Raw genomic sequence first — 25,841 nt, forward strand, 5'->3', positions numbered from 1 at the left:
GCAGTCGCTGACGGGCCCCGTCCCCGCGATCCGGTACCACCGGGTCGCCGGGGGCGGGGCCCTCGCCATGTCCGGGGCCGGTTGGCGCCGGACACGGCCATCGGGTTGACTGTTCCGGTGCTGAGGGTGGGGTTGACCGGCGGGATCGGGTCCGGCAAGAGTGCGGTGTCCAGCCGGCTGGCCGCGCTCGGCGCGGTGATCATCGACGCGGACCGGATCGCCCGCGAGGTGGTCGCCCCGGGCAGCGAGGGCCTCGCCGAGATCGTGGCGACCTTCTCCGACGCGGTCCTCGATGCCGACGGGGCGCTGGACCGGGCCGCCCTGGGCGCTCTGGTCTTCGGTGACGAGGGCGCCCGTCGCCGGCTGGAGGCGATCACCCACCCCCGGGTCCGCGCTCGCACCGCCGCGCTGATCGCCGCGGCGCCCTCCGACGCCGTCGTGGTCAACGACGTGCCGCTGCTGGTCGAGGTGGGGCTCGCGCCCACGTACCACCTGGTGCTCGTCGTGCAGGCGGCGGTGACCACCCGGCTGGAGCGGCTGGCCCGCGACCGCGGCATGGACCGCGCGGAGGCCGAGCGGCGGATCGCCGCCCAGGCCGACGACGCCCGCCGGCAGGCGGCGGCCGACGTGCTGCTCGGCAACGACGGCACGCTGGCCGACCTGCACGCCGCCGTGGACGCCCTCTGGCGCGAGCGGCTGCTGCCCTACGAGCGCAACGTGCGGGAACGTCACGCCGTCCGGCCCGAGCAGGTGGTGCTCGCCGAGCCCGACCCGACGTGGCCCCAGCAGTACGCCCGGCTGGCCGCCCGGATCCGGCACGCGGCCGGCGCCGAGCTGCGGATCGACCACATCGGCTCCACCGCCGTGCCCGGGCTGGCCGCCAAGGACGTCATCGACATCCAGCTCACCGTGCCGTCGCTCGCCGAGGCGGACGGACCGCTCGCCGATCGGCTGGCCGACGCCGGCTTTCCCCGGTTGCCCGGCGACTGGTGGGACAACCCCCGCCCGCCGGGCAGCCGCCGGTGGGAGAAGCGGCTGCACGGCAGCGCCGACCCGGGTCGCCCGGTGTACCTGCACCTGCGGGTGGCCGACTCGCCCGGCTGGCGGTATGCGCTGCTGATGCGCGACCACCTCCGCGCCGACCCGGGGCAGCGGTCCGCGTACCTGCAGCTCAAGCGGGAGCTGGCCGCCTCGGCGCCGGACAGCGCCACCTACGGCACGTTGAAGGACCCCTGGTTCGACGAGGAGCACCTGCGGGCCGAGGAGTGGGCCGCGCAGACCGGCTGGCGGCCCTGAGCGGGCTCAGCGGCGTTTCGCCGGCGGGCTGACCGCCCGCTCGGCGCCGGGCAGCGCCGGCACCCGCCCGGGCGCGAGGTCCAGCCAGACCCAGACGCCCCGGCCGGTCCGCAGCTCGAGGCGGCGCGGCAGCCCGCTCCGGTCGATCCACCAGCGCAGCCCGGGGCGTACCTCGATGACGTCCACCGTCCGGTCCGCCACCCGGTCGTCGCGGATCCGGACCGCCGCGGCGGCCGCGCCGCCGCCTCGCAGCGCGGCGTCGAGCAGCCGCTCCACGTCGTCGCGGGGCGGTCGCCCGCCCACCCGCACCAGCCCGGCCGGGGCGGGCAGCGGCGGGGCCGCCGGGCCGCCCGCCGGCATCACGAGCCGGGCCACGCTTCCCGGCCGTGCCCGCAGCAGCGTGCGGCGTCCCGGGTCGTCGCCGCCCACCGTCGAGAGGTACGCGGCGGAGCCCGCCCAGCTCACCCACCCGGAGCCGCTCAGGTCGGCGGAGGGGGCGGCCAGGGTCAGGCCGGCTCCGCCGGCCGCTCGCAGCCGGGCGGGCAACCGGGCCAGCCGGTCGGCCTCGGCGTCGGTGAGGGCCCGGGGCAGCCCGGGACGCCCGCCGAGCGCGTCCACCGGGCGCAGCGTGGGACGGTCGGCGCGGGCCAGCTCGACGGTCACCGGGGTCCCGTCCGGCAGCCGGCCGGCCAGCCGGTGGAGCCGGGCGTCCCGGTCGACCCAGAGGCGGGGCAGCCGGTCTGGTGGCGGGGTGCTCCGGTCGGCCGGCCGGAGTGTGGCGAGCGGGGCCTGGATGACGTCCACCGGGACCCCGTCGAGGGTCTCCCCGCGCAGCCAGTGGGCCTCCGGTTCGGCCGGGTCGACGCGGGCCGCGCCGAGCCCGAGCAGCAGGTCCCGCACCGCCGGCAGGCCCCGCCCGCCCGGCAGCTCCCGCAGCCGCCACCGGTCGCCCGGGGGCACCAGCGGGGGCGGCGCCGGGGCGGACGTCGCGCCGGGATCGGGCCGCACCAGCAGCGTCGACGTGGTCGCTTGGACGAGGCCCCGTTCGGCGCCCGCGCCGGGGCCGCTGACGTCCAGGTAGACCAGCGGCCGGGCCCAGTCGACCCAGCCGACCAGCTCGGTACGGCCACCCCCCGCACCCACGCTGACCCGGACCCCGGCACGGACGTCCCGCTGGTTGGTGACCCGCACGGCGGCCAGCCGGTCGGCCTCGGCGGCGGTGAGCGGGCGGGCCGCCTCGGTGGGCTCGGCCGGCTCGGGCGACCAGCTCAGCAGCCCGGCGACCAGAGCGGCCGCCGAGGCCGCGGCGGTGGCCGCGAGCGCGATCAGGACGGCGCGGCGGCGGCTGGGCCGCTCGACGGCGTCGCCGGTGCCGTCCACCTCCGGGTCGGCGGAGGGCTCGGCGGAGGCGGGCAGCCGTGGGGTGCTGGCCGCAGCGGCGCGTGGACCGCCGGGGGAGCCGGCGGGCGGGCTGGTGCTGGCGCGGCGGTGGCCGCGTCCGGGAGAGGTCTCCACGAGTGCACAACGCGGCTGCCGGGTTCCGGTGACGAAGCAGGGGCGCTCGCGGCGGCCGGTCAGCGCGTCGAGCGCGACCACCTCGGGTGCGCACGCCGGTTTCTCGGGTGCTGCGACCCCCGGTGCCGGGGACGGCCGGGCCCCGAAGGGGCGGCCACCTTGCCCGGTCGGCCGCCGCGAGCGGCCTACGGTACGAGGGTAGTCCGGTGAGATGAGCCACACAATGGGAATATCGAAGCCGATCAGGGACGGTGCGCGCTCGGCCCGGAAGTGTCGGAGCTCCGGCGTACCGTTGACGTCATGGCGCTCGACATTCCCCGGCTCGACGGCCGCTTCCAGGTCATCAGCGAGTTCCAGCCGGCCGGTGACCAGCCGGCAGCCATCGACGAGCTTGAGCGTCGTGTGCGACGCGGCGACCGCAACACGGTGCTGCTCGGCGCGACCGGCACCGGCAAGAGCGCCACCACGGCGTGGCTGGTCGAGCGGCTGCAGCGGCCCACCCTGGTGCTCGCGCCCAACAAGACCCTCGCCGCGCAGCTCGCCAAGGAGTTCAGCGAGCTGCTGCCGCAGAACGCGGTCGAATACTTCGTCTCCTACTACGACTACTACCAGCCCGAGGCCTACATCCCGCAGACCGACACCTACATCGAGAAGGACTCCTCGGTCAACGAGGAGGTCGAGCGGCTGCGGCACTCGGCGACCATGTCGCTGCTCACCCGGCGCGACGTGATCGTGGTGGCCACGGTGTCGGCGATCTACGGCCTGGGCACCCCGGAGGAATACCTGGACCGGGCCGTGCGGGTCGCCGTGGGGCAGGAGCTCGACCGTGACCAGCTGCTGCGCCGGCTGGTCGACATCCAGTACACGCGCAACGACATGGCCTTCCAGCGCGGCACCTTCCGGGTCCGCGGCGACACGCTGGAGATCATCCCGGCCTACGAGGAACTGGCCGTCCGGATCGAGCTGTTCGGCGACGAGATCGAGAAGCTCTACTACCTCAACCCGCTGACCGGCGACGTGGTCAAGGAGGTCGACCAGTTGGTCATCTTCCCGGCCACCCACTACGCGGCCGGCCCGGAGCGGATGGAGCGGGCGATCCGCGACATCGAGGCCGAGCTGGGCGAGCGGCTGGCCGAGCTGGAGCGGCAGGGCAAGCTGCTGGAGGCGCAGCGGCTGCGGATGCGCACCACCTACGACATCGAGATGATGCGTCAGGTCGGCTTCTGCTCGGGCATCGAGAACTACTCGATGCACATGGACGGGCGGCTGCCCGGCAGCCCGCCGCACTGCCTCCTCGACTACTTCCCCGACGACTTCCTGACCGTGGTCGACGAGTCACACGTGACCATCCCGCAGATCGGCGGCATGTACGAGGGCGACGCCTCCCGCAAGCGGATGCTGATCGACCACGGCTTCCGGCTGCCCAGCGCGGCCGACAACCGGCCGCTGCGCTTCGACGAGTTCCTGGAGCGGGTCGGCCAGATGGTCTTCCTCTCCGCCACCCCCGGCCCGTGGGAGCTGGAACAGGCCCAGGGCGAGTTCGTCGAGCAGGTGATCCGCCCCACCGGCCTGATCGACCCCGAGGTCATCGTGAAGCCGACCAAGGGCCAGATCGACGACCTGATGCACGAGATCAAGCTGCGGACCGAGCGCGACGAGCGGGTCCTGGTCACCACGCTGACCAAGAAGATGGCCGAGGACCTCTCCGACTACCTGCTGGAGAACGGCATCCGGGTGCGCTACCTGCACTCCGAGGTCGACACGCTGCGCCGGGTGGAGCTGCTGCGCGAGCTGCGCAAGGGCGACTACGACGTGCTGGTCGGCATCAACCTGCTCCGCGAGGGCCTCGACCTGCCCGAGGTCTCCCTGGTGGCGATCCTCGACGCCGACAAGGAGGGCTTCCTGCGCAGCGGCCGGTCGCTGATCCAGACCATCGGCCGCGCGGCCCGTAACGTCTCGGGCCAGGTCCACATGTACGCCGACAAGATCACCCCGTCGATGGCCGACGCGATCGACGAGACGAACCGGCGCCGGGCCAAGCAGATCGCGCACAACGAGGCCAACGGGATCAGCCCGGAGCCGCTGCGCAAGAAGATCCACGACATCCTCGACGACATCTACCGCGAGGCGGAGGACACCGAGAACAGCCGGGTCGGCGGGGCCGTCCGGCAGCTCTCGCGGGGCAAGGCGCCGGTCAAGGAGACCCGCAGCCGCAGCCGCGGCGGCGCGGCGACCCCGTCCCGGGAGGGCATGGCCCGGGCCGACCTGGCCAACCTCATCCAGGAGCTCAACGACCAGATGCTCGCCGCCGCGCGGGAGCTGCAGTTCGAGCTGGCCGCCCGGATCCGCGACGAGGTCGCCGACCTGAAGAAGGAACTCCGCGGGATGGACGCCGCCGGGGTGAAGTGACAGGTCGGGGTCGGGGGAGGCCGCCGTGCTGACCGAGGCCGTGGTCGGGCTTCCCGACCCCCGGCTCACGCCCTACGTGGACCGCTACCTCGGTTACCGCGAGCACGCGGTCGGTCCGCTGGTGCGCCGGGAGGCGGCCGGCGCCTTCGTGGTGCTGATCCTCGGGTGGGGCGCCCCGCTCGACGTCACCGACCCGCGCGCCGCCGACCGGGGCGCGTGGGGCACGAGCGCCTTCCTGGCCGGGCCGTTCGACGGCTGGTGCGTGACGCGTACGGCCGGTGAGGGCATGGGCGTGCAGGTGCTGCTGACCGCCCCGGCCGCCCGCCGGCTGCTCGGGCTGCCGCTGGGCGAGCTGGCCAACCGCGCGCTGCCGGTCGACCGGCTCGGCGGGTGGCTGGTCCGGCTCCGCGACGAGCTGGCCGATCTGCCCGACTGGGCGGGCCGGTTCGCCCGGCTCGACGCCGCGTTCGCCGCCCGGCTGGCGGTGACCGGGCCGGTCGATCCGCGCCTGGTGGGGGCCTGGCGGCTCCTCGCCGCCAGCGGCGGCGGCCTGGGCGTCGGCGCGCTGGCCGACGAGGTCGGGTGGAGCCGCCGCCACCTGGCGGTCCGGTTCCGGCGGGAGTTCGGGCTCCCGCCGAAGACGGTCGCCCGGCTGCTGCGCTTCCAGCGGGCGTACGCGATGGTGGGCGCCACGCCGGTCGGTGGCGGGGAGACCGGGCCGGGGTGGGCGGAGCTGGCCGTGCGGCTCGGCTACTACGACCAGTCGCACCTGATCCGGGAGTTCCGCGAGTTCGCCGGCGCGACGCCCGCGGCGCTGGCCGGATCACATTCGTCCAATCCGGGCTGACACCCCCGGCGGCACACTGGGACCCATGCGAAGCATCTATCCGGTCCTCCGGTATCCCGACCCCCGTGCCGCCGTCGACTTCCTCCGGTCCGCGTTCGACCTCACCGTCCACGAGCTGCACGAGGGGCCCGACGGCGAGGTGCGGCACGCCGAGCTCGGCTACGGCGGCAGCCTCGTCATGCTCGGCCCGGGGCCCGCCCCGGCGACCCGGCCGGCCGACGACGACTACCGCGTCTACGTGGCCGTCGACGACGTCGACGCGCACCACGAGCGGGCCCGGGCGGCCGGCGCGGAGATCGTCCGGTCGCCGTTCGACACCGACTACGGCTCCCGCGACTACGCCGCCCGCGATCTGGCCGGCCTGGTCTGGTCCTTCGGCACCTACCGTCCCTGACGGCCGGCCATAGCTCTGCGCGAGCAAGGTATTGCCCTGCGTGACGGTCATGCGTACTCTCCCTCGGTGGGGAGGCGCACATGCCGTTGTCAGCAAGTCCTGTCGTCCGGCGGGTGCGGCTCGGCGCGGAGCTGCGCCGGCTGCGCCGCCGGGAGTCGCTCACCCTGGAGCAGGTGTGCGGCCGGCTCGGCTGGGCATCCACATCGAAGCTGTCCCGCATCGAGCTGGGGCAGAGCCGGCCGGACCTGGCCGACGTGCTCGACCTGCTCGACGTCTACGGCGTGCCACCCCACCAGCGGGACGAGCTGATCGTCATCGCGCGGGACGCGGCCACCGGCCGCGGCTGGTCCCGGGCGCTGGGTGAGATGGGGGAGCGGCAGCGGGCGTACGCGGAGCTGGAGGCGGGCGCCGTCCGCATCGTGGACTACCAGCCGGTGCTGGTGCCCGGGCTGCTCCAGACCCCCGAGTACGCCCGGCTGCGGGTGTCGGCCGGCGCGCTGCTCGCCGAGGACGTCGACGTGGAGGCCGATGTCCGTGCCCGGGCGGTGCGCCAGGAGGTGCTGCGCCGGCCCGACCCGCCGCACTACACCGCGCTGATCGACGAACGTGCCTGCGACCCGGGCAGCCTCCCCGCCGAGGTGTGGCGGGAGCAGATCCGGCACCTGGCCGTCCTCGCCGAGTGGCCGCACGTGACCGTCCGGCTGCTGCCCCGCGACGCGGCGCCCCACGGCGACCTGCATCCGCTCGCGCCGTTCTCCTACTACGCGTATCCGGACCCGGCCGACCCGCGCACGGTGCTCGTGGAGACGCTCACCACCGACCTGCGGCTGGTGACCGAGGCGGACGTCGCCCGCTACGAGCAGCTGGTCGACTGGCTGCTCCTGGCGGCGCTGCCGGAGGAGGAGACGGTGGAGCTGCTGACCCGCCGGCTCGGCCCCGCGCCGGTGCCCCGGCCCCGCGAACCGCGCGAGGCAGACTGAGCGGGCCCGTCAGCCCGGCGCGGCGTCGGGCGCGCGGCCGCCGGGTCCGGCGCCCCCGATGCCCGTCGGGTACCGGCGGCCGGCGCGTCGCGCGCAGGCTATGCCAGGGGTACGACAGCGTCAGGCGGGCACGTCGACGAAGTGCTCGACGAGCGGCGGGCCGGCGAAGTGCGGGCCGATCAGTGCCCGCCACTGCGCGAAGCGCTCGCTCTGCCGGAAGTTGACGTCGTGCGCCTCGACCGAGTCCCACTCGACCAGCAGCACGAACCGGGACGGCGACTCGACGCCGCGGGTCATCCGCACCGAGCGGCAACCCTCGGTGCCGGCGAGGATCGGGCGCGCCGTCGCGTACGCGGCGGCGAAGTCGTCCTCGTGTCCGGGCGTCACGTCGATGAGCGCGACCTCAAGAACCATGCCCGAAGCCTCGCACGCCGCCCGTCGGCGGGTACGCCCCGGGGGCTGTTCCCCGCGCCACACCGCCTCTAGGGTGTTCGCGCGGGAAACGGGGAGGAACAGATGCTCGACTGGCTCACCGCCACGGCGTTCACGGTCCTGGGCGCCGGCACCACCTGGGCCGAGTTGCTCGGCTTCGCCACCGGTGTGGTCAACGTCTGGCTGGTGGCCCGGCAGCACATCGCCAACTGGCCGATCGGCATCGCCAACGTGCTGCTGCTCATGCTGCTGTTCTGGACCGCCGGCCTGTACGCCGACGCCGGCCTCCAGATCGTCTACGTCGTCCTCGGCCTGTACGGCTGGTGGCACTGGCTCTTCGGCGGGGAGCGGCGGAGCCGGCTGACCGTGGCCCGTACCGGCCGGCGGGAGTGGTGGGCGCTCGGGGTGGCCGGGGTGCTGCTCACGGCCGGGCTCTGGGCGTTGCTGGACCGGGCCACCGACTCCACGGTGCCGCTGGCCGACGCGGTCACCACCGCGCTGTCGCTGCTGGCCACCTACGGCCAGACCCGCAAGCTGGTGGAGAGCTGGTGGCTGTGGATCGCCGCCGACCTGATCTACATCCCGCTCTACGCGTACAAGGGACTCTGGCTGACCGGCGGCCTCTACCTGATCTTCCTGGCGCTCTGCGTGGTCGGCCTGCGGGAGTGGCGGGCGGACCTGCGCCGGCGGTCGGCGGCGATCCCGGTGCCGCCCGGCCCGGCCCCCGTCGCCGCGTGAGCGGGGGGAGCGGGCCGGGCCGGGAGTTCCGGCACGGCCTGGTGGTGGGCAAGTTCTACCCGCCGCACGCCGGGCACCACGCGCTCGTCGAGGCGGCCGCGGCCCGGTGCGCGGCGGTCACCGTGGTGGTCGCGCCGTCCCGGCGCGAGTCGATCCCGCTCGACCTGCGGGTCGCCTGGCTGCGCGAGGCGCACGCCGCCACGCCGTGGGTGCGGTTCGTCGGCCGCTACGACGACCACCCGGTCGACTACGCCGACCCGGCGATCTGGGACCTGCACTGCGCGGTGTTCGCCGACGCGCTCGGCGGGGAGCCGGTGGATGCGGTCTTCTCCTCCGAGGCGTACGGGACGGAGTTGGCCCGTCGTTTCGACGCGGTCGCGGTCTGCGTCGACCTGGACCGGCGGGTGGTGCCGGTCTCCGGCACCGCGGTGCGCGCGGACCCGGTGGCGCACTGGCGGCGCCTGAGCCCGCCGGTGCGGGCGTGGCTGGTCCGCCGGGTCGTGGTGGTCGGGGCCGAGTCGACCGGCACCACGACGATGGCGGCGGCGCTCGCCGCCCACTACGGCACCGCCTGGGTCCCGGAGTACGGCCGCGAGCTGACCGAGCGCAAGCTCGCCGGGCTGCGGCGCGTCCGGCCGGACGCGACGATCTTCGACGTCACGTGGGACCGGGCCGACTTCGTCGAGGTGGTCCGGGCGCAGCAGGCCGCCGAGGACGCGGCGGCCCGCACCAGCGGCCCACTGCTGTTCTGCGACACCGACGCGCGGGCCACCGCGATCTGGGAGGAGCGCTACCTGGGGTCCTCGTCGGAGGCGGTCCGGGTGGCCGCCCGCCGGCCGGCGCTGTACCTGCTGACCGGCCACGAGGGGGTGCCCTTCGCCGACGACGGGCTGCGCGACGGTGAGCACCTGCGGGGCTGGATGACCGGGCGGTTCCGGGAGGAGCTGGCCGGCTGCGGGGTGCCGGTGGTCGAGCTGCGCGGGCCGCACGAGGAGCGGCTGGCGGCGGCCGTCGCCGCCTGCGACGCCCTGCTGGCCGCCGGCTGGTCCTTCACCGACCCGCTGCTTCCGGCCTTGTAGGACCCGGCGCGCGAGGGGCCCCAGGTGGATCCCTAGCCTCCTAGGACGCCGTGCGCCGCGAGACCTGCCCCACACCAGAAGACCCTTACCCCGGCAAACGGGACCCCCGAAGATGCGGCGACCCGGGCCGATGGTGAACAATGGCGGCCGAGGAGGGGAGTATTCCCCCGCGACGGAGTCGTCAGCACGGAAGCGCGCCGGCCCCCCGGTGGCACGACCCGGCTCCGTCGGTCAGCGACCCTTCGGGGTCGGTGGCGGAAGAGACCTCCGACAGTCACCAGAGTCAGCGTCGACGCACCCCGGCTCCTCACCCGGCGTACGGTGTGCCCGACGCTGTGTGTCTGCCGGAGGATGGATTTGAACGTGTCCGGATGGGTGTGGGCGGGAACCCTGGTCGGGATGACCGCGGTCCTGCTGGTCGACCTGTTCATCATCGGTCGCCGCCCGCACGAGCCCAGCGTCCGCGAGTCGAGCCTGTGGGTCGGCTTGTACGTGGGGCTGGCCCTGCTCTTCGGGGCGGGCCTGTGGCTCACCTCAGGCCCCAGCATTGCGGGCCAGTTCTACACCGGGTGGCTCACCGAGTACAGCCTCTCGGTGGACAACCTCTTCGTCTTCGTGATCATCATGGCGCGCTTCGGGGTGCCCCGGCAGTATCAGCAGAAGGTGCTGCTCATCGGCATCCTGCTGGCGCTGGTCATGCGGGGTGGCTTCATCGCCGCCGGCGCGGCGCTGATCTCCCAGTTCTCCTGGGTGTTCTACATCTTCGGCGCGTTCCTGATCTACACGGCGGTCAACCTGGCCCGCCAGGGTGAGCCGGACGAGGACGAGTTCAGCGAGAACGTGCTGATCCGGTGGAGCCGCAAGGCGTTGCCGCTGTCCCGGGACTTCGACGGGGCGCGGATGACCACCCACGAGAACGGGCGGCGGCTGTTCACCCCGATGCTGATCGTGATGATCGCGATCGGCACCACCGACCTGATCTTCGCCCTCGACTCGATCCCGGCGATCTTCGGCATCACCCAGGAGCCGTACCTGGTCTTCACCGCGAACGTGTTCGCGCTGATGGGGCTGCGGCAGCTCTACTTCCTGCTCGGCGGCCTGCTGGACCGCCTGATCTACCTGAGCTACGGCCTGGCCGTGGTGCTCGGCTTCATCGGGGTCAAGCTGGTCCTGGAGGCCCTCGCCGACAACAACCTGCCGTTCGTCAACGGCGGCGAGCACGTGGGCTGGGCCCCGCACATTCCGATCTGGCTGTCGCTCACCGTCATCCTGGGCACCCTGGCCGCGGCCACCGTGGCCAGCCTGGTCAAGTCGTCCCGGGACCGGCGCCGCGAGCTGGCCGAGGCCCGTCGCTGACCGGACCGCACACGAAAGGGGCGCCCCGCGGTCGGGGGCACCCCTTTCGGCGTACGGGGGTCAGATGCGGTGCGCCCCGACCAGGGTGGCCTCCCGGTCCGGCGGGAGCCGCTCCTCGACGACCCGGCGCTTCACGTAGCAGGCGTGCAGCATCCGCCGCACCTCGCCCTGCGGCTCGGTGCTGACGATGCCGACGTGGTGGATCCGCCGGCCGGGCCGGGCGAAGAAGTAGAGGTCGCCGGGGCGTTCCTCGCCCAGCGCCAGGGGAGTGGTCGCCTCCGCCTGGTCGTCGGCGTCCCGGGGCAGGGTCAGGCCGTGCCGGCGCCAGGCCAGGTGCACCAGACCCGAGCAGTCGATGCCGTCGGTGGACAGCCCGCCCCAGATGTAGATCAGGTCGCGCAGGCGCTCGGCGAGGGCGAGCACCTCCTTGGCCTCCGGCCGCTCGGCGGGCAGCGGGACCAGGTCGCCCTCCGGGGCCCAGAGCGGGTCGGCCCGACCGGGCGCGAGGACCGGCCGCCAGCCGTCCACGGGCCGCCCGGCCGGGGCCAGGCGGGTGCCGAGGACCACGCCGGCCAGGACCGGCGGGCCGTCGGGGACGGCGCGCAGCGCGGTGTGTGCGGTGTCCACGACCAGCGGGGTGGCCGGTGAACCGGACTCCGCCGGGGCGCTGAGCTGGGCGGCGGGCAGCCACCCCGGATAGCCGCGTACGTCGAGCTTGGGGGCGGGCTGCGCCAGGGCGACGACGTGTGCCCAGCCGTCCGCGCGCAGCTCGGTGACCAGCACCCGCTCGCCGAGCAGCAGCTGGGTCAGGACGCAGTCGCCGACCTGCTGGTCGCGGTCCATGCCGGCGATCCAGGCGGCGACGTCCGGCGGATCGTCCAGCGCGGGGCGGTCGACGGGGCGGACCGCCTCGGGGCTGGCCCAGAGGGTCGCCACCGGGACCCGGACGACGGCCTCGCGGCCCGGTTGAAGCTTCATGCCCACCCCCACCTCACGACCCTATGAAAAATTCCAACGGCGCTCAACCATGCGATTGAACCTTTGCTTCACTCACGTTGGCGATCCCGAGGCCGGGCGCGTCCGGCAGCACGACGGTCGCGCCGTCGTACCGGATCCCGCCGGCGACCGGCGACCAGGCCAGCCACCAGGCGGCGTCGAGGTCCGACACGGCCGTGGTGCCGTAGGCGGCGACCAGGCTCGCCGCCGCGCCGAGGCCCACCTGGCTCTCCATCATCGAGCCCACGATGGTGCCCATGCCGTGCGCGGCGGCCAGGTCGAGCAGCGTCCGCGCGGTGTGCAACCCGCCGCACTTGGCCAGCTTGACGTTGACCATGTCGGCCGCCCGCCGCCGGATCACCTCGACCAGGTCGCGCAGGTCGAAGACCGACTCGTCGGCGAGGATCGGCAGCTCCACCCGGTCGCTGACCCAGGCCAGCCCGTCCAGGTCCCGCCGGTGCACCGGCTGCTCGACCAGCTCGACGTCCAGCCCGGCGTCCTCGATCCCGCGGATCACCCGGACGGCCTCGCGCGGCGTCCAGCCCTGGTTGGCGTCCAGCCGGATCCGCACGTCGGGCCCCACCGCGGCGCGGACCGCGCGGACCCGGTCCAGGTCGCCCGGCGCGTCCGTGCCGACCTTGAGCTTCAGCACGGTGAACCCCTCGGCCCGGCGCCGGGTGGCCGCCGCCGCCAGGTCCACCGCGTCCCCCGCGGCCAGCGTGACGTCCGTCGGGACGCGCAGGGTGGTGCCGCCGAGCAACCGCACCAGGGGTACGCCGAGCCGCCGCGCGGCCAGGTCGTGCAGGGCGACGTCGACGGCCGCCTGGGCCGACTCGTTGCCCACCACGGCCCGGCGCACCTCGGCGCAGCGGGCCTGGAGGTCGTCGGCGTCCCGCCCGGTCAGCAGCGGCCCGAGCAGTTGCCGGACGCACGCCTCGGCGCCGGCGACCGACGCGCCGGTCACCTGCCAGACCTGCGGCGCCTCGCCGAAACCCGAGCGGCCGTCGGCGTCCACCACCTCGACGACCAGGGTGTCCACGGTGGTGGTGCGGCGCAGCGCGGTGACGAACGGGGTGTGTAAGGGGGCCGAGAGCCGGTGGGTGCGTACCGCGGCGATCGTCATGTGCGGCACCCTATACGGAGCCGGTGGCGAACAGGGGAGGGCCGACGATGAGGCGGGACTGGGAGCTGGTGGGCGCGCCGAACGCCCGTGACCTGGGCGGGCTGCCCACCAGGGACGGGCGGCGGGTACGCGCCGGCCGGCTGCTCCGCACCGCGGCGCTCGGCCGGCTCACCGACGAGGACCTGCCGGTGCTGGGCAAGCTGGCCCCGGCCTGCGTGGTGGACCTGCGGCACGCCACCGAGCAGGCGGTCGCGCCGCCCGACCGCCTGGCCGGCGAGCCGCGGGTGGTGCACCTGCCGGTCTACGACGCGGCCCACCCGGTGTTCACCTACGTCTCGGCGGTGCTGCTCGGCCACGACCTCGACGCGTACGAGGAGCTGGCCCGGGAGGGCATGCCGGGGGCGATGGCGGCCATCTACCGCTGGTTCGTCACCGGCGAGTCGGCCCGGGCGGGGTTCGGGACGGCGGTGCGGCTGGCCGCCGACGGCGCGAACCTGCCGCTGCTGTTCCACTGTTCGGCCGGTAAGGACCGCACGGGCTGGCTGGCGGTGGTGCTGCTCACCGCGCTCGGGGTGGACGAGCCGGCGATCCGGGCGGACTACCTGCGGCACAACGAGCTGACCGAGAGCCTGCGCGAGGTGCTGCTGGCCGCCATGACCCGCCGCCGGCCGAACCTGGACCCGGCGGTCGCCCGGCCGCTGCTGGAGGTGCGGCCGGAATACCTGGACGCCGCCTATGACGAGGTGCGCCGCGTGCACGGCACCTTCGACGCGTACCTGCGCGACGGGCTGGGGCTGACCGACCGGACGCTGGCCGCGTTGCGGGCGAACCTGCTGGAGTGACCGGTCACCCGGCCAGGTCGTGCCGGGCCGCCCAGACCCGCTCGGAGACGTGCGCGATCAGGCGGCAGGCGTCGTCCTCGACCTCCTCGCCGCTCGGCCCGCCGTCGGCCAGCTCGGTGGTGGTGCAGACCACGACGGCGTACGGCGGGGCGTCGTCGGGGAAGACCACGCCGGCGCCGTGCCGGACGCCGCGTACCCAGCCGTTCTTGTGCGCGATCCGGGTCCCCTCGGGCAGCCCGGCGGCGAGGTCCTCGCGGTGCTCCTGGGCGAACAGCACGTCCAGCATGGCCGCGCAGCCGGCCGGCGAGGCCAGCGGGCCGGGCCGGCCGGCGCCGAGCGTCAGGCCCCCGAGCAGCGCGGCCAGGTCGGCGGCGGTGACCAGGTTGTCGATGCCGGCGTCGCGGGCCGCGAAGTCCTCGATGCCCCGGCCCGTGACGCTGTGCCGGGCCCCGGCCAGCGTCCAGGCCTCGGCCACGGCGGGCAGTCCGACCTGCGCGATGCAGACGTTGGTGGCCAGGTTGCTGGAGCGGACGATCATCCGTTCGGCGAGCCAGCGCAGCGGTGCCTCACCGCCCACCCGCGCCCAGACCGCGTCGTCGTTGTCGTAGTGCTGGGCGTTGCTGAAGCTCGGCGTGCCGGGCAGGGCGGACTCGAAGCTGTTGCGCACGGGGACCGGCCGGTCCAGGTCCAGCCGGCCGGCCTCGGCGGCGCGGTGCAGCGCCACCAGCACGGCGACCTTCATGGTGCTGGCCGCGTAGTGGGTGGCGTCGGCGTGCCGCGTCCAGGTGGGCGAGGCGCCGAGCCGCCCCACGTACGCCGAGACGGTGCCGGGCACCTTGTCCAGGTGCGCGTCGAGTTCCTCCCAGATCATGCCGGTGACCGTAGCGGATCATCGCGGGGGCTGCGGTGCGGCCCGGCCCGGGTCTAGCGTGCGGAGATGACGACCGCCGCGTACGACGCCATCGCCGACTGGTACGACGACTACGTCACGACCACCGCCACCGACTACAGCGACCGGGTCCGGTCGGTGCTGGCCGAGCTGCTCGGTCACGGTGCCGGGCGCTGCCTGGACCTGTGCTGCGGCACCGGGGCGCACGCCGCCGAGCTGCGCCGGCTGGGGTGGCGGCCGGTCGGGGTGGACCTGTCGGGCGGGCAGCTGCGCCACGCGCGGGGGCGCCTTCCGGTGGCCCGGGGCGACGCGACCGCGCTGCCCCTGCCGGCCGGCGCCGTGCCGGCGGTGGCCTGCGTGCTCGCCCACACGGACATGCCCGACTACCCGGCGGCGATCGCCGAGGCGGCCCGGGTGCTGGCGCCCGGCGGGCGGCTGGTCCACGTCGGCGTGCACCCCTGCTTCGTCGGGGCGTTCGCCGACCGCTCCGAGCCGGGGCGGGCCGTGATCGACGGCGGGTACGCCGAGCGGGAGCGCAGCTTCCGGTCCTGGAACACGGTCGGCGTGCGCGCCCGGGTCGGCGCCTGGCACCTGCCCCTGGCCGACCTGCTCAACGCGGTCACCGCCGCCGGCCTGACGCTGACCGCCGTCCGCGAGTCCGGCTCCGGCCCGGTCCCCGACATCCTCGCCCTCCAGGCCACCAAACCCTGACCCCACCTCCACCACCTCACCGCCCTGACCCGTTGATCATGAGGTTAGCGGCGGTGTCGATCTCCGAAACTGCCGCCAACTTCATGATCGAGGGCGGTGGGCGGAGGCCGGGTGGGGAGGGGGCCAGGGGGAGGGAGGGCGGGAATGGGTGGAGCCCGGTCCGCCGAGGGCGGGCCGGGCTCCGGGTGGGGCGTGTGTGGTCAGCCGGCGTGCTTGCGGCGGGCGGCCATCCGGCCGCGCTGGGTCTGGTCCAGCACCACCTTGCGGATCCGCACCGCGGTCGGGGTCACCTCGACGCACTCGTCCTCGCGGCAGAACTCGAGGGCCTGCTCCAGCGACAGCTTGCGCGGCGGGATCAGCTTCTCGGTCTCGTCGGAGGTCGAGGCCCGCATGTTGGTGAGCTTCTTCTCCTTGGTGATGTTGACGTCCATGTCGTCGGAGCGGGAGTTCTCCCCGACGATCATGCCCTCGTACACCTCGGTGGTCGGCTCGACGAAGAGCTGGCCGCGCTCCTGCAGGTTGATCATTGCGAACGAGGTGACCGCGCCGGCGCGGTCGGCGACCAGCGAACCGTTCTGCCGGGTCCGCAGCTCGCCGAACCACGGCTCGTACGACTCGAAGACGTGGTGCAGGATGCCGGTGCCCCGGGTGTCGGTGAGGAACTCGGTGCGGAAGCCGATCAGGCCGCGCGCCGGGACCAGCCACTCCATCCGGATCCAGCCGGTGCCGTGGTTGACCAGCTGTTCCATCCGGCCCTTGCGGGTGGCGAGGAGCTGCGTGATCGCGCCCAGGTACTCCTCCGGGGCGTCGATGGTCAGCCGCTCGACCGGCTCGCAGGTCTTCCCGTCGATCTCCTTGGTGACCACCTGCGGCTTGCCGACGGTCAGCTCGTAGGACTCGCGGCGCATCTGCTCGACCAGGATGGCCAGGGCCAGCTCACCGCGGCCCTGCACCTCCCAGGCGTCCGGCCGCTCGGTGGGCAGCACCCGCAGCGACACGTTGCCGACGAGCTCCTTGTCGAGCCGGTCCTTGACCATCCGGGCGGTGACCTTGGCGCCCTTGACCCGGCCGACCAGCGGCGAGGTGTTGGTGCCGATGGTCATCGAGATGGCCGGCTCGTCGACGGTGATCAGCGGCAGCGGGATCGGGTTCTCGGCGTCGGCCAGGGTCTCGCCGATCATGATCTCCGGGATGCCGGCGACCGCGATGATGTCGCCCGGGCCGGCGCTGTCGGCCGGCTTGCGCTCCAGGCCCTCGGTCATCAGCAGCTCCGAGATGCGGACCCGCTGGCTGCTGCCGTCGGTGCGGCACCAGGTGACCGTCTGGCCCTTGCTGATGGTGCCCTGGCGGACCCGGCACAGCGCCAGCCGGCCGAGGAACGGCGAGGCGTCGAGGTTGGTGACGTGCGCCTGCAGCGGCGCGTCCTCCTCGTACGCGGGGGCCGGGATGGTGTCCAGCAGGGTGCGGAACAGCGGCTCCAGGCTGTGGCTGTCGTCGGGCACCGAGCCGTCGGCCGGCTGGGTCAGCGAGGCGATGCCGTCGCGGGCGCAGGCGTAGACGATCGGGAAGTCGATCTGCTCCTCGTCGGCGTCCAGGTCGAGGAAGAGCTCGTAGGTGTCGTCCACGACCTCCTTGATCCGGGCGTCCGGCCGGTCCACCTTGTTGATCACCAAGATGATCGGCATCCGGGCCTTGAGGGCCTTGCGCAGCACGAACCGGGTCTGCGGCAGCGGGCCCTCGCTGGCGTCGACCAGCAGCACCACCCCGTCGACCATGGTCAGGCCGCGCTCCACCTCGCCGCCGAAGTCGGCGTGGCCGGGGGTGTCGATGATGTTGATGGTGACCGCGTCGGAGCCGTCCGCCGGCATGTACCGCACGCCGGTGTTCTTGGCCAGGATGGTGATGCCCTTTTCCCGCTCGAGGTCCATCGAGTCCATGACCCGCTCGGTGTCCTCACCACGGGCGCCGTAGGCGCCGGCCTGCCGCAACATGGCGTCGACCAGGGTCGTCTTGCCGTGGTCGACGTGGGCGATGATGGCGACGTTGCGGAGGTCGGTGCGAAGCTGCATACCCTCCATACTCCTGTCTGCGGTTGCCGGGGCACGCCTCGGGGTCACCCCGAGATCGCCCGGATCTCTGCCGAAAGTGCTGTCCCGACCGTTCCAGGGACTGGCATGCTGGCTCCCGTGCGGGGGACCGGATGCCTGACCTGCTGAACTGGCTGCAGGAGCTGCCGCCTCTGCTGATCTACCTGGTCGCCGCGACAATCGTCGCGGGCGAAACCGCGGTGATCTTCGGGCTGCTGGTGCCGGGTGAGGCGACCCTGCTGCTGGTCGGCTTCTTAGCCTACGCGGGGACGCTGCGGATTATTCCGGCGCTGCTGGCCATGACGGCGGCCGCCGTGATCGGAGACACACTCGCCTATCGCGCCGGCCGGCGGTACGGGCCGAAACTGCGCGCCTCCGGCCTCGGTGCCCGGATCGGGCCGCACCGGTGGCGGCGCGCCGACTCGCTGCTCGACCGCCTCGGCGGCCGGGGTGTGCTGGCCGCCCGCTGGGTGGCCTTCGCCCGCACCCTGGCGCCCCGGCTGGCCGGCGCGGCGGGCCTGCCGTACCGGCGGTTCGCCCCGTGGAACTTGGCCGGGGTGGTGAGCTGGGTGGGGGCGTCCGTGCTGGTCGGTTACGCCGCCGGTGAGTCCTATGAGCGGGTGTCCCGGTTCCTGGGCCGGGCCACCGGCGCGGTGCTCGTGCTGCTGGTCTGCCTCATCGGGGTGGTGCTGGCCGGCCGCTGGCTGGGTCGCAACCCGGACCCGGCGCGGGCGCTGGCCGCCCGCGCCGCCGCCCTGCCACCGCTGCGCTGGCTGCGCGCCCGCTACGGGGTGCTGTTCTTCCTGCTCGCCATGCGGTTCGGCCCGGCCGGGACGCTGCTGATCAACCTGGCGGCCGGCCTGCTGCTGCTGTTCGCCGCCGGGCTGGCCGTCGCAGCGGTGCTGGAGGCCGTGGTCCGGCACAGCGGGCTCGGGGTGCTCGACGGGCTCGTCGCGGACTGGTTCGCCGCCCGGCGTACCCCCGGGGTGGCCGACACGGCGCTGGCCGCGGTCTCGGTGCTGCGCGGCTGGGTGCTGATCGCCGCGGTGGCCCTCGTGGCGGCGGTGGTGGCCTGGCGGAGCCGGCCGTGGCGGGCCGACCTGCTCAGCGTCCTCGGCACGGTGGGGGCGTTCGTGCCGCTGGTGGTGCTGGTCGTGGTCGCCGGCGTGACCGCACCGGGCGGCCCGGACGGCGCTCCGGACCTGCTGCCCACCCAGAACGCGGTGGTCACGGCGAGTTTCGGCACCCTCGCGTGGCTGCTGTCCCGGGGCGCCCGCTGGCCGGTGGCGGTGGCGGTCTGGACGGGCGCCCTGGCCGGCGTGGTCGCCGTCACCGGCGCCCGGCTCTACCTGGGGTGGAGCACGGCCAGCGGCACCGCGACGTCGGTGCTGCTCGGTGCGGCCTGGGTCACCGTGCTCGTGGTCGCCTGGGCCACCCGGGACCACGCGGTCGGCGGGGACGACGCGCCGCCCGGCGCGGACGGGCTGGCCACAGGGGACGGATCGCCGCGGCCGCGGGCCCTCCCCGGCGGCGTCGCGGGTACCCCGCCGGCCCGTTGATCCCTGCTAGGGTGCGGCGGACGACCACGGGGGAGGTCTGATGCGTCGAGGAGTGGGCCGCTGGGCCACGGCGGCGGTCGCCGCGGTGCTGGCGGCGACCGTGGTCACCGGGTGCGGCGACGGCGACGGGCCGACCCGCGAGGTGGCGGTGGAGCTGCCCAGCGAGGCGCCCGTCGACGCGCCGGCGGACGGCCCCGCCGACCTGCCGAGCGACGAACCGCCGGCGGTCGCGGCCATGGGCGGGAAGCCCAGCGCCAAGCCCAGCCCGAGCGCGTCGTCGAAGCCGAAGCCGAAGCCGACCCGCACCACCACCGGCCCGCTCGCCAAGCCGAAGCCACCCACCGAGACCCAGGTGCCGCCGCCCCCGCCGAAGCCGCCGGCGAGCGGGTGCCAGCCCAGCTACCGGGGCACCCAGGCGACCCGCAGCCAGGTGAAGTCGGCGCTGTCCGACGCGGCGGCGCGCACCTACTGGCCCACCTCCGCGCCGGACATCAAGATCCCGCTGGCCCTGATGAAGGCGACCGCCTGGCAGGAGAGCGGCTGGCAGTCCAACATCGTGGCCTGCGACGGGGGCATCGGGCTCATGCAGGTCATGCCGGCCACCGCGGACTGGATGAACCAGCGGTTCGGCCAGTCGTACGACATCGATGCTTACCGCGACAACGCCTACCTGGGCGGCACCTACCTGGCCTGGCTCACCAAGTACATCGGCGACATGTACTTCGAGTCGGACTACCGGCTGGACGCCTCGCTCTGCACGTCGGAACTGAACTCCTGTCTGCTCAACGCGGTGATCGCGGCGTACAACTACGGGCACGGCGCGGTGGCCCGTGAGGGCGAGCCGCTGGCCATCCCGAACCCGCAGTACGTGCGCAACGTGCGGGCGCTGATGACGGAGTGCGTCTGCCTCAGCTACTGAGCGGACGAGAACGGGGCCCCGGCGGAGGATCGCCGGGGCCCCGGCCGTCTCAGTCCCGCGTGCCGGCCGGCGTGACCGCCGCCGTGGCGTCCTGCGCGGGGGCGCCGGGTTCGCGGACGATCCGCCCCGGCCACCAGAACCGGTCGCCGAGCAGGAAGGCCAGCGCCGGCACCAGCACGGTGCGGACCAGCAGCGTGTCCAGCAGGACGCCGACGCAGACGATGATCCCGATCTGGGTGAGGGTGATCAGCGGCAGCACGCCGAGCACGGCGAAGACCGCCGCGAGCAGCACGCCCGCGCTGGTGATGACCCCGCCGGTGACCCGCAGCGCGGAGCGCATCCCGTCCCGGGTGCCGGTCCGGCGCGCGTCCTCGCGGGCCCGGGTGACCAGGAAGATGTTGTAGTCCACGCCGAGCGCCACCAGGAACACGAAGGCGAGCAGCAGCACCCCGCTGTCCAGCGCCGGGAAGCCCAGCACCCGGTCGAACAGCAGCCAGGCCGCGCCGAGGCTGGCGAAGAACGACGCGATGACCGTCAGCACCAGCAGCACCGGTGCGAGCAGCCCGCGCAGCAGCAGCACCAGCACCGCCCCGACCAGCAGCAGGATGATCGGCAGGATCAGCCAGAGGTCCTTCGTGTTCGCCCGGTCCGAGTCGTAGGTGGCGGCCACCGTACCGCCGACCAGCGCGCCGTCCGGGGCGTCGGCGCCGGTGACCGCGGGCGGCGCGGAGTCCGGCACGGCGGCGACCGCGCCACGCAGCGCCTCGACGGTCCGGTCCGAGGCGGCGGTGCCCGGTTCGGCCGCCAGCACCACGTCGACCTGGGCGACCCGGTCGCCGGCGGCGCCGGGCCGGGCGGAGGCGACCCCGTCGACCGCGCCGGCGGCGGCCAGCACCGCCGGTGCCGCGCCCGGGTTGGTGAGCACGGCGACCGGTTGGGTGGCGCCGGCCGGAAAGGCCCGGGCCAGGGTCTCGGCGCCGGCCACCGCCTCCGGCTTCACCCGGAACTGCTCGGTCTCGGACAGCCCGGTGCGGATGCCCAGGCCGCCGAGGGCGAGGGCGGCGAGGAGCAGGACGGACAGCGCGGCGACGGGCAGCGGGCGGCGCGCGACGGCGAGGCCGAGCCGGCCCCAGACCCGGCCGTCCCGGGCCGTGTCGCCGACCCGGGGTACGAACGGCCAGAACAGCCCCCGTCCGAAGAGCACCAGGGCGGCAGGGAGCACGAAGAGCGCGGAGAGCATGGCGAGGACCACGCCGGTGGCGCAGGCCACCGCGAGCGCCCGGTTGGTCTCCTGCTCGGACAGCAGCAGGGTGAGCACGCCGAGCACCACGGTCGAGCCGCTGGCCAGGATCGGCTCGGCGGTGCGGCGCAGCGCGGCGCGCATGGCGGTGAACCGGTTCTCCTCGCGGTGCAGTTCCTCCCGGTAGCGGGCGATGAGCAGCAGCGCGTAGTCGGTCGCGGCGCCGAAGACGAGCACGCTCGCGATGCCGGTGACCTGGCCCTCCTGGAGGTGGATGCCGAGCGCGGGCACGATCGTGTCGACGGCTCGCAGGGTGAGCTGCTCGGTCGCGCCGACGACCAGCAGCGGCACGATCCACAGGAACGGGCTGCGGTAGGTGATCAGCAGCAGCAGCGCCACGACGCCGGCCGTGACCGCGAGCAGGGTGATGTCGGCGCCGTCGAAGACCTTGCTGAGGTCGGCGGTGAAGGCCGGGGCGCCGGTCACCTCGACGGTCAGCGCGTCGGGCAGGTCGGCCAGCGCCGCGCGGAGCCGGGCCACCTCGTCCACCACGGCCTCCTGGCCGCCGGCGGTGGCCAGCGGCACGGCGACCAGCGCCACGGTGCCGTCGGGGGAGAACTGGGCAGGCGCCACCTTCCCGCCGGCGGCGAGCCGGCCCAGCTCGGCGGACGCGCCGTCGAGCGCGGCCCGGTCGGCCGCGGCCAGCGGTGTCCGGTCGGCGCGGCTGACCACCACGACCGCGGGCTGCACGTCGCTGTCCGGCAACTGGTCCTGGAGGCGCTCGACCTGGGTCGACTCCCACTGCACCGAGAGGCCGGTGGCCGAGACGGGATCGGGGTTGTCGGGGCGGGGGAGGCCGATGACGACCGCGCCGACGACGAGCGCGGCGGCCACGGTGAGCCAGGCGGCCAGCCGGCCCCGGGCGACGCGGGTGAACAGTGACATCGGGGTGCCCTCTGGTGATCGTTTGCGGCGACGACTCTCGCTTACCAAGTATCTTGATAAGCGAGATTATCGGTGGAGGTCCTATGCTGCAAGCGGACGGTCCGGGCAGGGGGGAAGCGGCGAGACGTGGCGCAGAGCATGTACCGGCGGCGGGACGACCCGCGCGGGCGGATGATCGCCGACATCACCAACGACCTGCGCCGCTACTCGGTGGACGCGCAGCACATCGGGCACGCGTTCGCCGGCCTGCACGGCCTCAACGCCACCGACCTGCACGCCCTCATCGCGGTGATGGACGCCGAGCTGCTCGGCGACCCGATCACCCCCGGCCGGCTGGGTGAGGCGCTCAACCTCTCCTCCGGGTCGGTGACCGCGCTCATCGACCGGCTGGAGCGTGGCGGGCACATCCGGCGCGACCGGGACACCGCCGACCGGCGCAAGGTCCTCCTGCACTACGCCGACCGGGGCGCCACCCTGGCCCGCAGCTTCTTCGGCCCGCTCGGCCGGCGGACCGACGAGGTGATGGCCCGGTTCAGTGACGACGAGCTGGCCGTCGTGCACCGGTTCCTGGCCGAGATGGTGGTCTCGATGCGCGAGCACCGCGACGCCGTGCGCGCGGCCCGAGGCGAGCCGGGGCGCGGCACGCCGGAACCCGCCGCGGACTGAGCGTGCAGGGCGTCGTCACCCGGCTCGCCGCGGCGGCGCTGCGGCTGCCCGCCGCCCAGGCCCGGCGGATCACGGTCACCCGGGACCTCCCGGTCCGGGTCCGCGACGGGGTGACGCTGCGCACCGACCACTACGCCCCGGACCTGCCCGGGGCGGCCTGCGTGCTGATCCGCACCCCGTACGGGCGGGGCGGTCCCGTCCGGCTGCTCGGCCGCCTCCTGGCCGAGCGCGGCTACCACGTGGTGATCCAGTCCTGCCGGGGCACGTTCGGCTCCGGCGGCGAGTTCGCCCCGCTGGTGCACGAGCGCGACGACGGCCTGGACACCCTCGACTGGCTGCGCCGGCAGCCCTGGTGGACCGGCGCGTTCGGCATGTTCGGCGCCAGCTACCAGGGGTTCGTGCAGTGGGCGCTCGCCGCCGAGGCGGCCGACGAGCTGCGCGCCATGGTCGCCGTGGTCACCGCCTCGGCCACCCGCGACTCGACGTACGCGGGGGAGTCGTTCGCCCTGGACACGGTGCTCACCTGGGCGGAGCTGCTCCAAGCGCAGACCGTGCCCTGGCTGGCCCGGCAGTGGGAGCTCAAGCGCGGGCAGCCCCGGCTCACCCGCGCGCTGGCCCACCTGCCGCTGGCCGAGGCGGACCGGATCGCCACCGGGGCGACCGTGCCGTTCTTCCAGGAGTGGCTGCGCCACCACACGCCGGACGCCGACTACTGGCGGACCCGGATCTTCGGCGACCGGATCGCCGAGGTCCGCGCGCCCGTGGCGATGGTCAGCGGCTGGCAGGACATCTTCCTCCCCGCGCAGCTCGACGACTACGCCCGGCTCCGGGCGGCCGGCGCCCGCCCCCGGCTGACGATCGGCCCGTGGACCCACGGCAGCCCCGGGCTGCTCGTGGCGGCCCTGCGCGAGGGCCTCGACTGGCTCGACGAGCACCTGGCCGGGCGCCCGGCGCCGGGCCGCGCGCCGGTCCGGGTGCACGTCGGCGGTGCCGGCGGCGGCTGGCGTGACCTGCCCGACTGGCCCCCGCCGGCCGAGCCGACCCGCTGGCACCTGCACCCCGGCCGCGCGCTCGCCCCCGCGCCGCCCGCCGGCTCCGCACCCGACCGGGTCCACTACGACCCGGCCGACCCCACGCCGTCGCTCGGCGGCCCGCTCCTGGTCGCCCAGCGGGCCGGCGCCGTGGACAACCGGCCGGTGGAGGCCCGGCCGGACGTGCTGACCTACACGAGCGCACCGCTGGACGGGCCGGTCGAGGTGGTCGGCCCGGTGCGCGCCGAGATCCACGTCCGCAGCGAGCTGTCCTACCTGGACGTCTTCGTCCGGCTCTGCGACGTCGACCGGCGGGGGCGGTCCTGGAACGTCTGCGACGGGCTGGTCCGGGTCGCGCCCGGGCGCTTCCCGCGTGATCCGTCCGGTGTGGTCCGGGTGCCGGTCACCCTCTGGCCGACCGCACACCGCTTCGCGCCCGGGCACCGGCTGCGCGTCCAGGTCTCCGGCGGCGCCCACCCGCGCTACGCACGGAACCCGGGAACCGGCGAGCCGCTCGGCACTGCCGTCACTCTTCGTGCTGGTTGGCGGGAGGTGCTGCACGATTCCGAGCATCCTTCGGCCTTGGTGCTGCCGATGGTTCCGGTGGCGTCCACAGTCGCCCCATAGTTCCAGATAGCGCTCTGAGCTGGGCATTCACCTGCGAGTGTGGATATCCTCCATGCAAGTGCCCGGTGCCGTGCAGTTGCCCGGCGGGGCGCGTCCCCGGATCGTGCGCGTTCACGCGCAGTGATCGTCGTGCCCGCCGGCCATCGATCCGGAGGGGAGATCCCATGACGTCGGCTCCGGCGAACCTGTTGGCCGTCCGCAACCTGTTGCTCACCTATCTCAACGTCGACAAGAACACCGTACGGAGTCAGGACCTGGAGCCGGCCGAGGTCGGCATCGTGGGCGACCCCAACCACCGGGGCGGATACCACTGCGGATCAGACCGGGTGGTGGCCCGGGACTACTCGGTGGTGGAGTCGCCCCGGGACTCCTCCGGCCTGACCCTGCACGCGTCCGCGCTGGACGTCGGGACGTTCTCGGTCACGTCCGGCGGCGCGACGCACAACCTGCGTACCTTCTCCACCTGGTTCGTGTCGCAGTGTGTCGCGGGCGCCGCGGACGCCCGGGACATCCGGGAGATCATCTACTCCCCGGACGGCAGCACCGTGAAGCGGTGGGACCGGCTGGGCAAGCGCACCACCGGGGACAACAGCCACCTGTTCCACACCCACTTCAGCTTCTTCCGTGACTCCACCAAGGCGGGCCGGGACCAGACCCCGCTGTTCCGTCGCTACCTGACCGCGATCGGCCTGATCGCCCCAGCGAAACCGGAGACCGGCATGGAACAGACCGACAAGCTCATCGACAACACCGGATACCCGAACCGAACGGTCGGCAACGTCCTGGCCGACCTGGAGAACCTGCGCAACTGGCTGGTCTCCCCGGTCAACTCCACGGGCCTGGTCGCCCCGCCCCAGGCGAACTCGCCCCTGCAGCTCATGTTGGCCATGGCGCGGGCCTGGCCGGCGCTCGTCGCCCAGGTGACCGGTCTGTCCACCAAGGACTTCACCGACGAGCAGCAGATCGTCACCGGGGTGCTCGCCGGGCTGCCGCCGGAGAAGATCGCCGAGGCCATCCCGCCGCAGATCGCCCGCGACGTCGCCGACGAGCTGTCCCGGCGGCTGACCACCTGATCGACCCGGCCCGCGGCGAGTGCCGCGCCGCGGTCCCGGGCCGGAACTTAGGCAAGAGGTATTGCGCAATAGTTCTTGCGGATGCCA

22 protein-coding genes are annotated in these 25,841 nt (G+C 74.3%); 15 read left to right on the plus strand and 7 right to left on the minus strand.

Annotated features, from left to right (window positions below; all coding sequences use genetic code 11):
* Window positions 1-117: 117 nt before the first annotated feature.
* Entirely contained in the window at window positions 118-1,296 is a 1,179-nt protein-coding gene (gene coaE / locus RMN56_RS21455; RefSeq protein ID WP_313719310.1) for a dephospho-CoA kinase, read from the plus strand.
* Window positions 1,297-1,302: 6 nt separating this feature from the next.
* On the opposite strand, the gene RMN56_RS21460 is transcribed toward coaE, so the two are convergent.
* Entirely contained in the window at window positions 1,303-2,892 is a 1,590-nt protein-coding gene (locus RMN56_RS21460) for a hypothetical protein (RefSeq protein ID WP_313719311.1), read from the minus strand.
* Between the two features lie 219 nt (window positions 2,893-3,111).
* On the opposite strand from RMN56_RS21460, the gene uvrB reads away from it, so the two are divergent.
* The 4 genes from uvrB to RMN56_RS21480 all read left to right on the plus strand — a co-directional run bounded on the left by uvrB (window position 3,112) and on the right by RMN56_RS21480 (window position 7,441).
* Window positions 3,112-5,220: an excinuclease ABC subunit UvrB gene (uvrB, locus tag RMN56_RS21465; protein ID WP_313719312.1), complete on the plus strand. Its 2,109-nt coding sequence runs from the start codon at window positions 3,112-3,114 to the stop codon at window positions 5,218-5,220.
* Between the two features lie 25 nt (window positions 5,221-5,245).
* On the plus strand, window positions 5,246-6,067 hold the full coding sequence (locus RMN56_RS21470) for a helix-turn-helix domain-containing protein (RefSeq protein WP_313719313.1): 822 nt from the start codon (window positions 5,246-5,248) through the stop codon (window positions 6,065-6,067).
* Window positions 6,068-6,092: 25 nt separating this feature from the next.
* On the plus strand, window positions 6,093-6,461 hold the full coding sequence (locus RMN56_RS21475) for a VOC family protein (RefSeq protein WP_313719315.1): 369 nt from the start codon (window positions 6,093-6,095) through the stop codon (window positions 6,459-6,461).
* Between the two features lie 80 nt (window positions 6,462-6,541).
* Window positions 6,542-7,441 (plus strand): DUF5753 domain-containing protein, encoded by a 900-nt coding sequence (locus RMN56_RS21480; RefSeq protein ID WP_313719316.1) that lies wholly within the window; start codon window positions 6,542-6,544, stop codon window positions 7,439-7,441.
* A gap of 120 nt (window positions 7,442-7,561) precedes the next feature.
* Here the strand turns inward: RMN56_RS21480 and RMN56_RS21485 are convergent, their stop codons facing one another.
* Window positions 7,562-7,855: an antibiotic biosynthesis monooxygenase family protein gene (locus RMN56_RS21485; protein ID WP_313719317.1), complete on the minus strand. Its 294-nt coding sequence runs from the start codon at window positions 7,853-7,855 to the stop codon at window positions 7,562-7,564.
* A gap of 102 nt (window positions 7,856-7,957) precedes the next feature.
* Between RMN56_RS21485 and pnuC the strand changes: the two genes are divergently transcribed.
* From pnuC to RMN56_RS21500, 3 genes are all read left to right on the plus strand, one after another.
* On the plus strand, window positions 7,958-8,611 hold the full coding sequence (pnuC, locus tag RMN56_RS21490) for a nicotinamide riboside transporter PnuC (RefSeq protein ID WP_313719318.1): 654 nt from the start codon (window positions 7,958-7,960) through the stop codon (window positions 8,609-8,611).
* Window positions 8,608-9,690, plus strand: a complete 1,083-nt coding sequence (locus RMN56_RS21495) for an AAA family ATPase (RefSeq protein ID WP_313719319.1) — start codon at window positions 8,608-8,610, stop codon at window positions 9,688-9,690. Before pnuC ends, RMN56_RS21495 begins: the two co-directional genes overlap by 4 nt.
* A gap of 357 nt (window positions 9,691-10,047) precedes the next feature.
* A complete protein-coding gene (locus RMN56_RS21500) occupies window positions 10,048-11,046 on the plus strand; it encodes a TerC family protein (protein ID WP_313719320.1) in 999 nt (332 codons plus the stop codon).
* Window positions 11,047-11,106: 60 nt separating this feature from the next.
* On the opposite strand, the gene RMN56_RS21505 is transcribed toward RMN56_RS21500, so the two are convergent.
* Window positions 11,107-12,024, minus strand: a complete 918-nt coding sequence (locus tag RMN56_RS21505; protein WP_313719321.1) for a C40 family peptidase — start codon at window positions 12,022-12,024, stop codon at window positions 11,107-11,109.
* Window positions 12,025-12,067: 43 nt separating this feature from the next.
* Window positions 12,068-13,165 carry a mandelate racemase/muconate lactonizing enzyme family protein gene (locus RMN56_RS21510; RefSeq protein ID WP_313719322.1) on the minus strand — a complete coding sequence of 366 codons (1,098 nt, stop codon included), beginning with the start codon at window positions 13,163-13,165 and terminating at the stop codon, window positions 12,068-12,070.
* A 47-nt stretch (window positions 13,166-13,212) separates the two neighbouring features.
* Here RMN56_RS21510 and RMN56_RS21515 point away from each other — a divergent pair, with 47 nt between their 5' ends.
* Window positions 13,213-14,007: a tyrosine-protein phosphatase gene (locus RMN56_RS21515; RefSeq protein WP_313719323.1), complete on the plus strand. Its 795-nt coding sequence runs from the start codon at window positions 13,213-13,215 to the stop codon at window positions 14,005-14,007.
* A 4-nt stretch (window positions 14,008-14,011) separates the two neighbouring features.
* Here RMN56_RS21515 and RMN56_RS21520 read toward each other — a convergent pair whose 3' ends face one another.
* Window positions 14,012-14,878, minus strand: a complete 867-nt coding sequence (locus tag RMN56_RS21520) for a serine hydrolase (RefSeq protein WP_313719324.1) — start codon at window positions 14,876-14,878, stop codon at window positions 14,012-14,014.
* Between the two features lie 66 nt (window positions 14,879-14,944).
* Here RMN56_RS21520 and RMN56_RS21525 point away from each other — a divergent pair, with 66 nt between their 5' ends.
* A complete protein-coding gene (locus tag RMN56_RS21525) occupies window positions 14,945-15,607 on the plus strand; it encodes a class I SAM-dependent methyltransferase (RefSeq protein ID WP_313719325.1) in 663 nt (220 codons plus the stop codon).
* Window positions 15,608-15,807: 200 nt separating this feature from the next.
* Here the strand turns inward: RMN56_RS21525 and typA are convergent, their stop codons facing one another.
* The gene (typA, locus tag RMN56_RS21530) at window positions 15,808-17,676 is read right to left on the minus strand and encodes a translational GTPase TypA (protein WP_313719326.1); all 1,869 of its coding nucleotides are present in this window, start codon (window positions 17,674-17,676) and stop codon (window positions 15,808-15,810) included.
* A 131-nt stretch (window positions 17,677-17,807) separates the two neighbouring features.
* Here typA and RMN56_RS21535 point away from each other — a divergent pair, with 131 nt between their 5' ends.
* Window positions 17,808-19,253 carry a DedA family protein gene (locus RMN56_RS21535; protein ID WP_313719327.1) on the plus strand — a complete coding sequence of 482 codons (1,446 nt, stop codon included), beginning with the start codon at window positions 17,808-17,810 and terminating at the stop codon, window positions 19,251-19,253.
* 40 nt (window positions 19,254-19,293) lie between these two features.
* Entirely contained in the window at window positions 19,294-20,172 is an 879-nt protein-coding gene (locus RMN56_RS21540; protein ID WP_313719328.1) for a lytic transglycosylase domain-containing protein, read from the plus strand.
* A gap of 49 nt (window positions 20,173-20,221) precedes the next feature.
* Here the strand turns inward: RMN56_RS21540 and RMN56_RS21545 are convergent, their stop codons facing one another.
* Window positions 20,222-22,357, minus strand: coding sequence for an MMPL family transporter (locus RMN56_RS21545; protein WP_313719329.1), 2,136 nt, complete (start codon window positions 22,355-22,357; stop codon window positions 20,222-20,224).
* Window positions 22,358-22,495: 138 nt separating this feature from the next.
* Between RMN56_RS21545 and RMN56_RS21550 the strand changes: the two genes are divergently transcribed.
* The 3 genes from RMN56_RS21550 to RMN56_RS21560 all read left to right on the plus strand — a co-directional run bounded on the left by RMN56_RS21550 (window position 22,496) and on the right by RMN56_RS21560 (window position 25,754).
* A complete protein-coding gene (locus RMN56_RS21550; protein WP_313724820.1) occupies window positions 22,496-23,023 on the plus strand; it encodes a MarR family winged helix-turn-helix transcriptional regulator in 528 nt (175 codons plus the stop codon).
* Between the two features lie 2 nt (window positions 23,024-23,025).
* Window positions 23,026-24,681, plus strand: coding sequence for a CocE/NonD family hydrolase (locus tag RMN56_RS21555; RefSeq protein ID WP_313719331.1), 1,656 nt, complete (start codon window positions 23,026-23,028; stop codon window positions 24,679-24,681).
* 164 nt (window positions 24,682-24,845) lie between these two features.
* The gene (locus RMN56_RS21560; protein WP_313719332.1) at window positions 24,846-25,754 is read left to right on the plus strand and encodes a hypothetical protein; all 909 of its coding nucleotides are present in this window, start codon (window positions 24,846-24,848) and stop codon (window positions 25,752-25,754) included.
* Window positions 25,755-25,841: the final 87 nt, after the last annotated feature.

Source organism: Micromonospora halotolerans (assembly GCF_032108445.1).
Classification (GTDB): Bacteria; Actinomycetota; Actinomycetes; order Mycobacteriales; family Micromonosporaceae; genus Micromonospora; species Micromonospora halotolerans.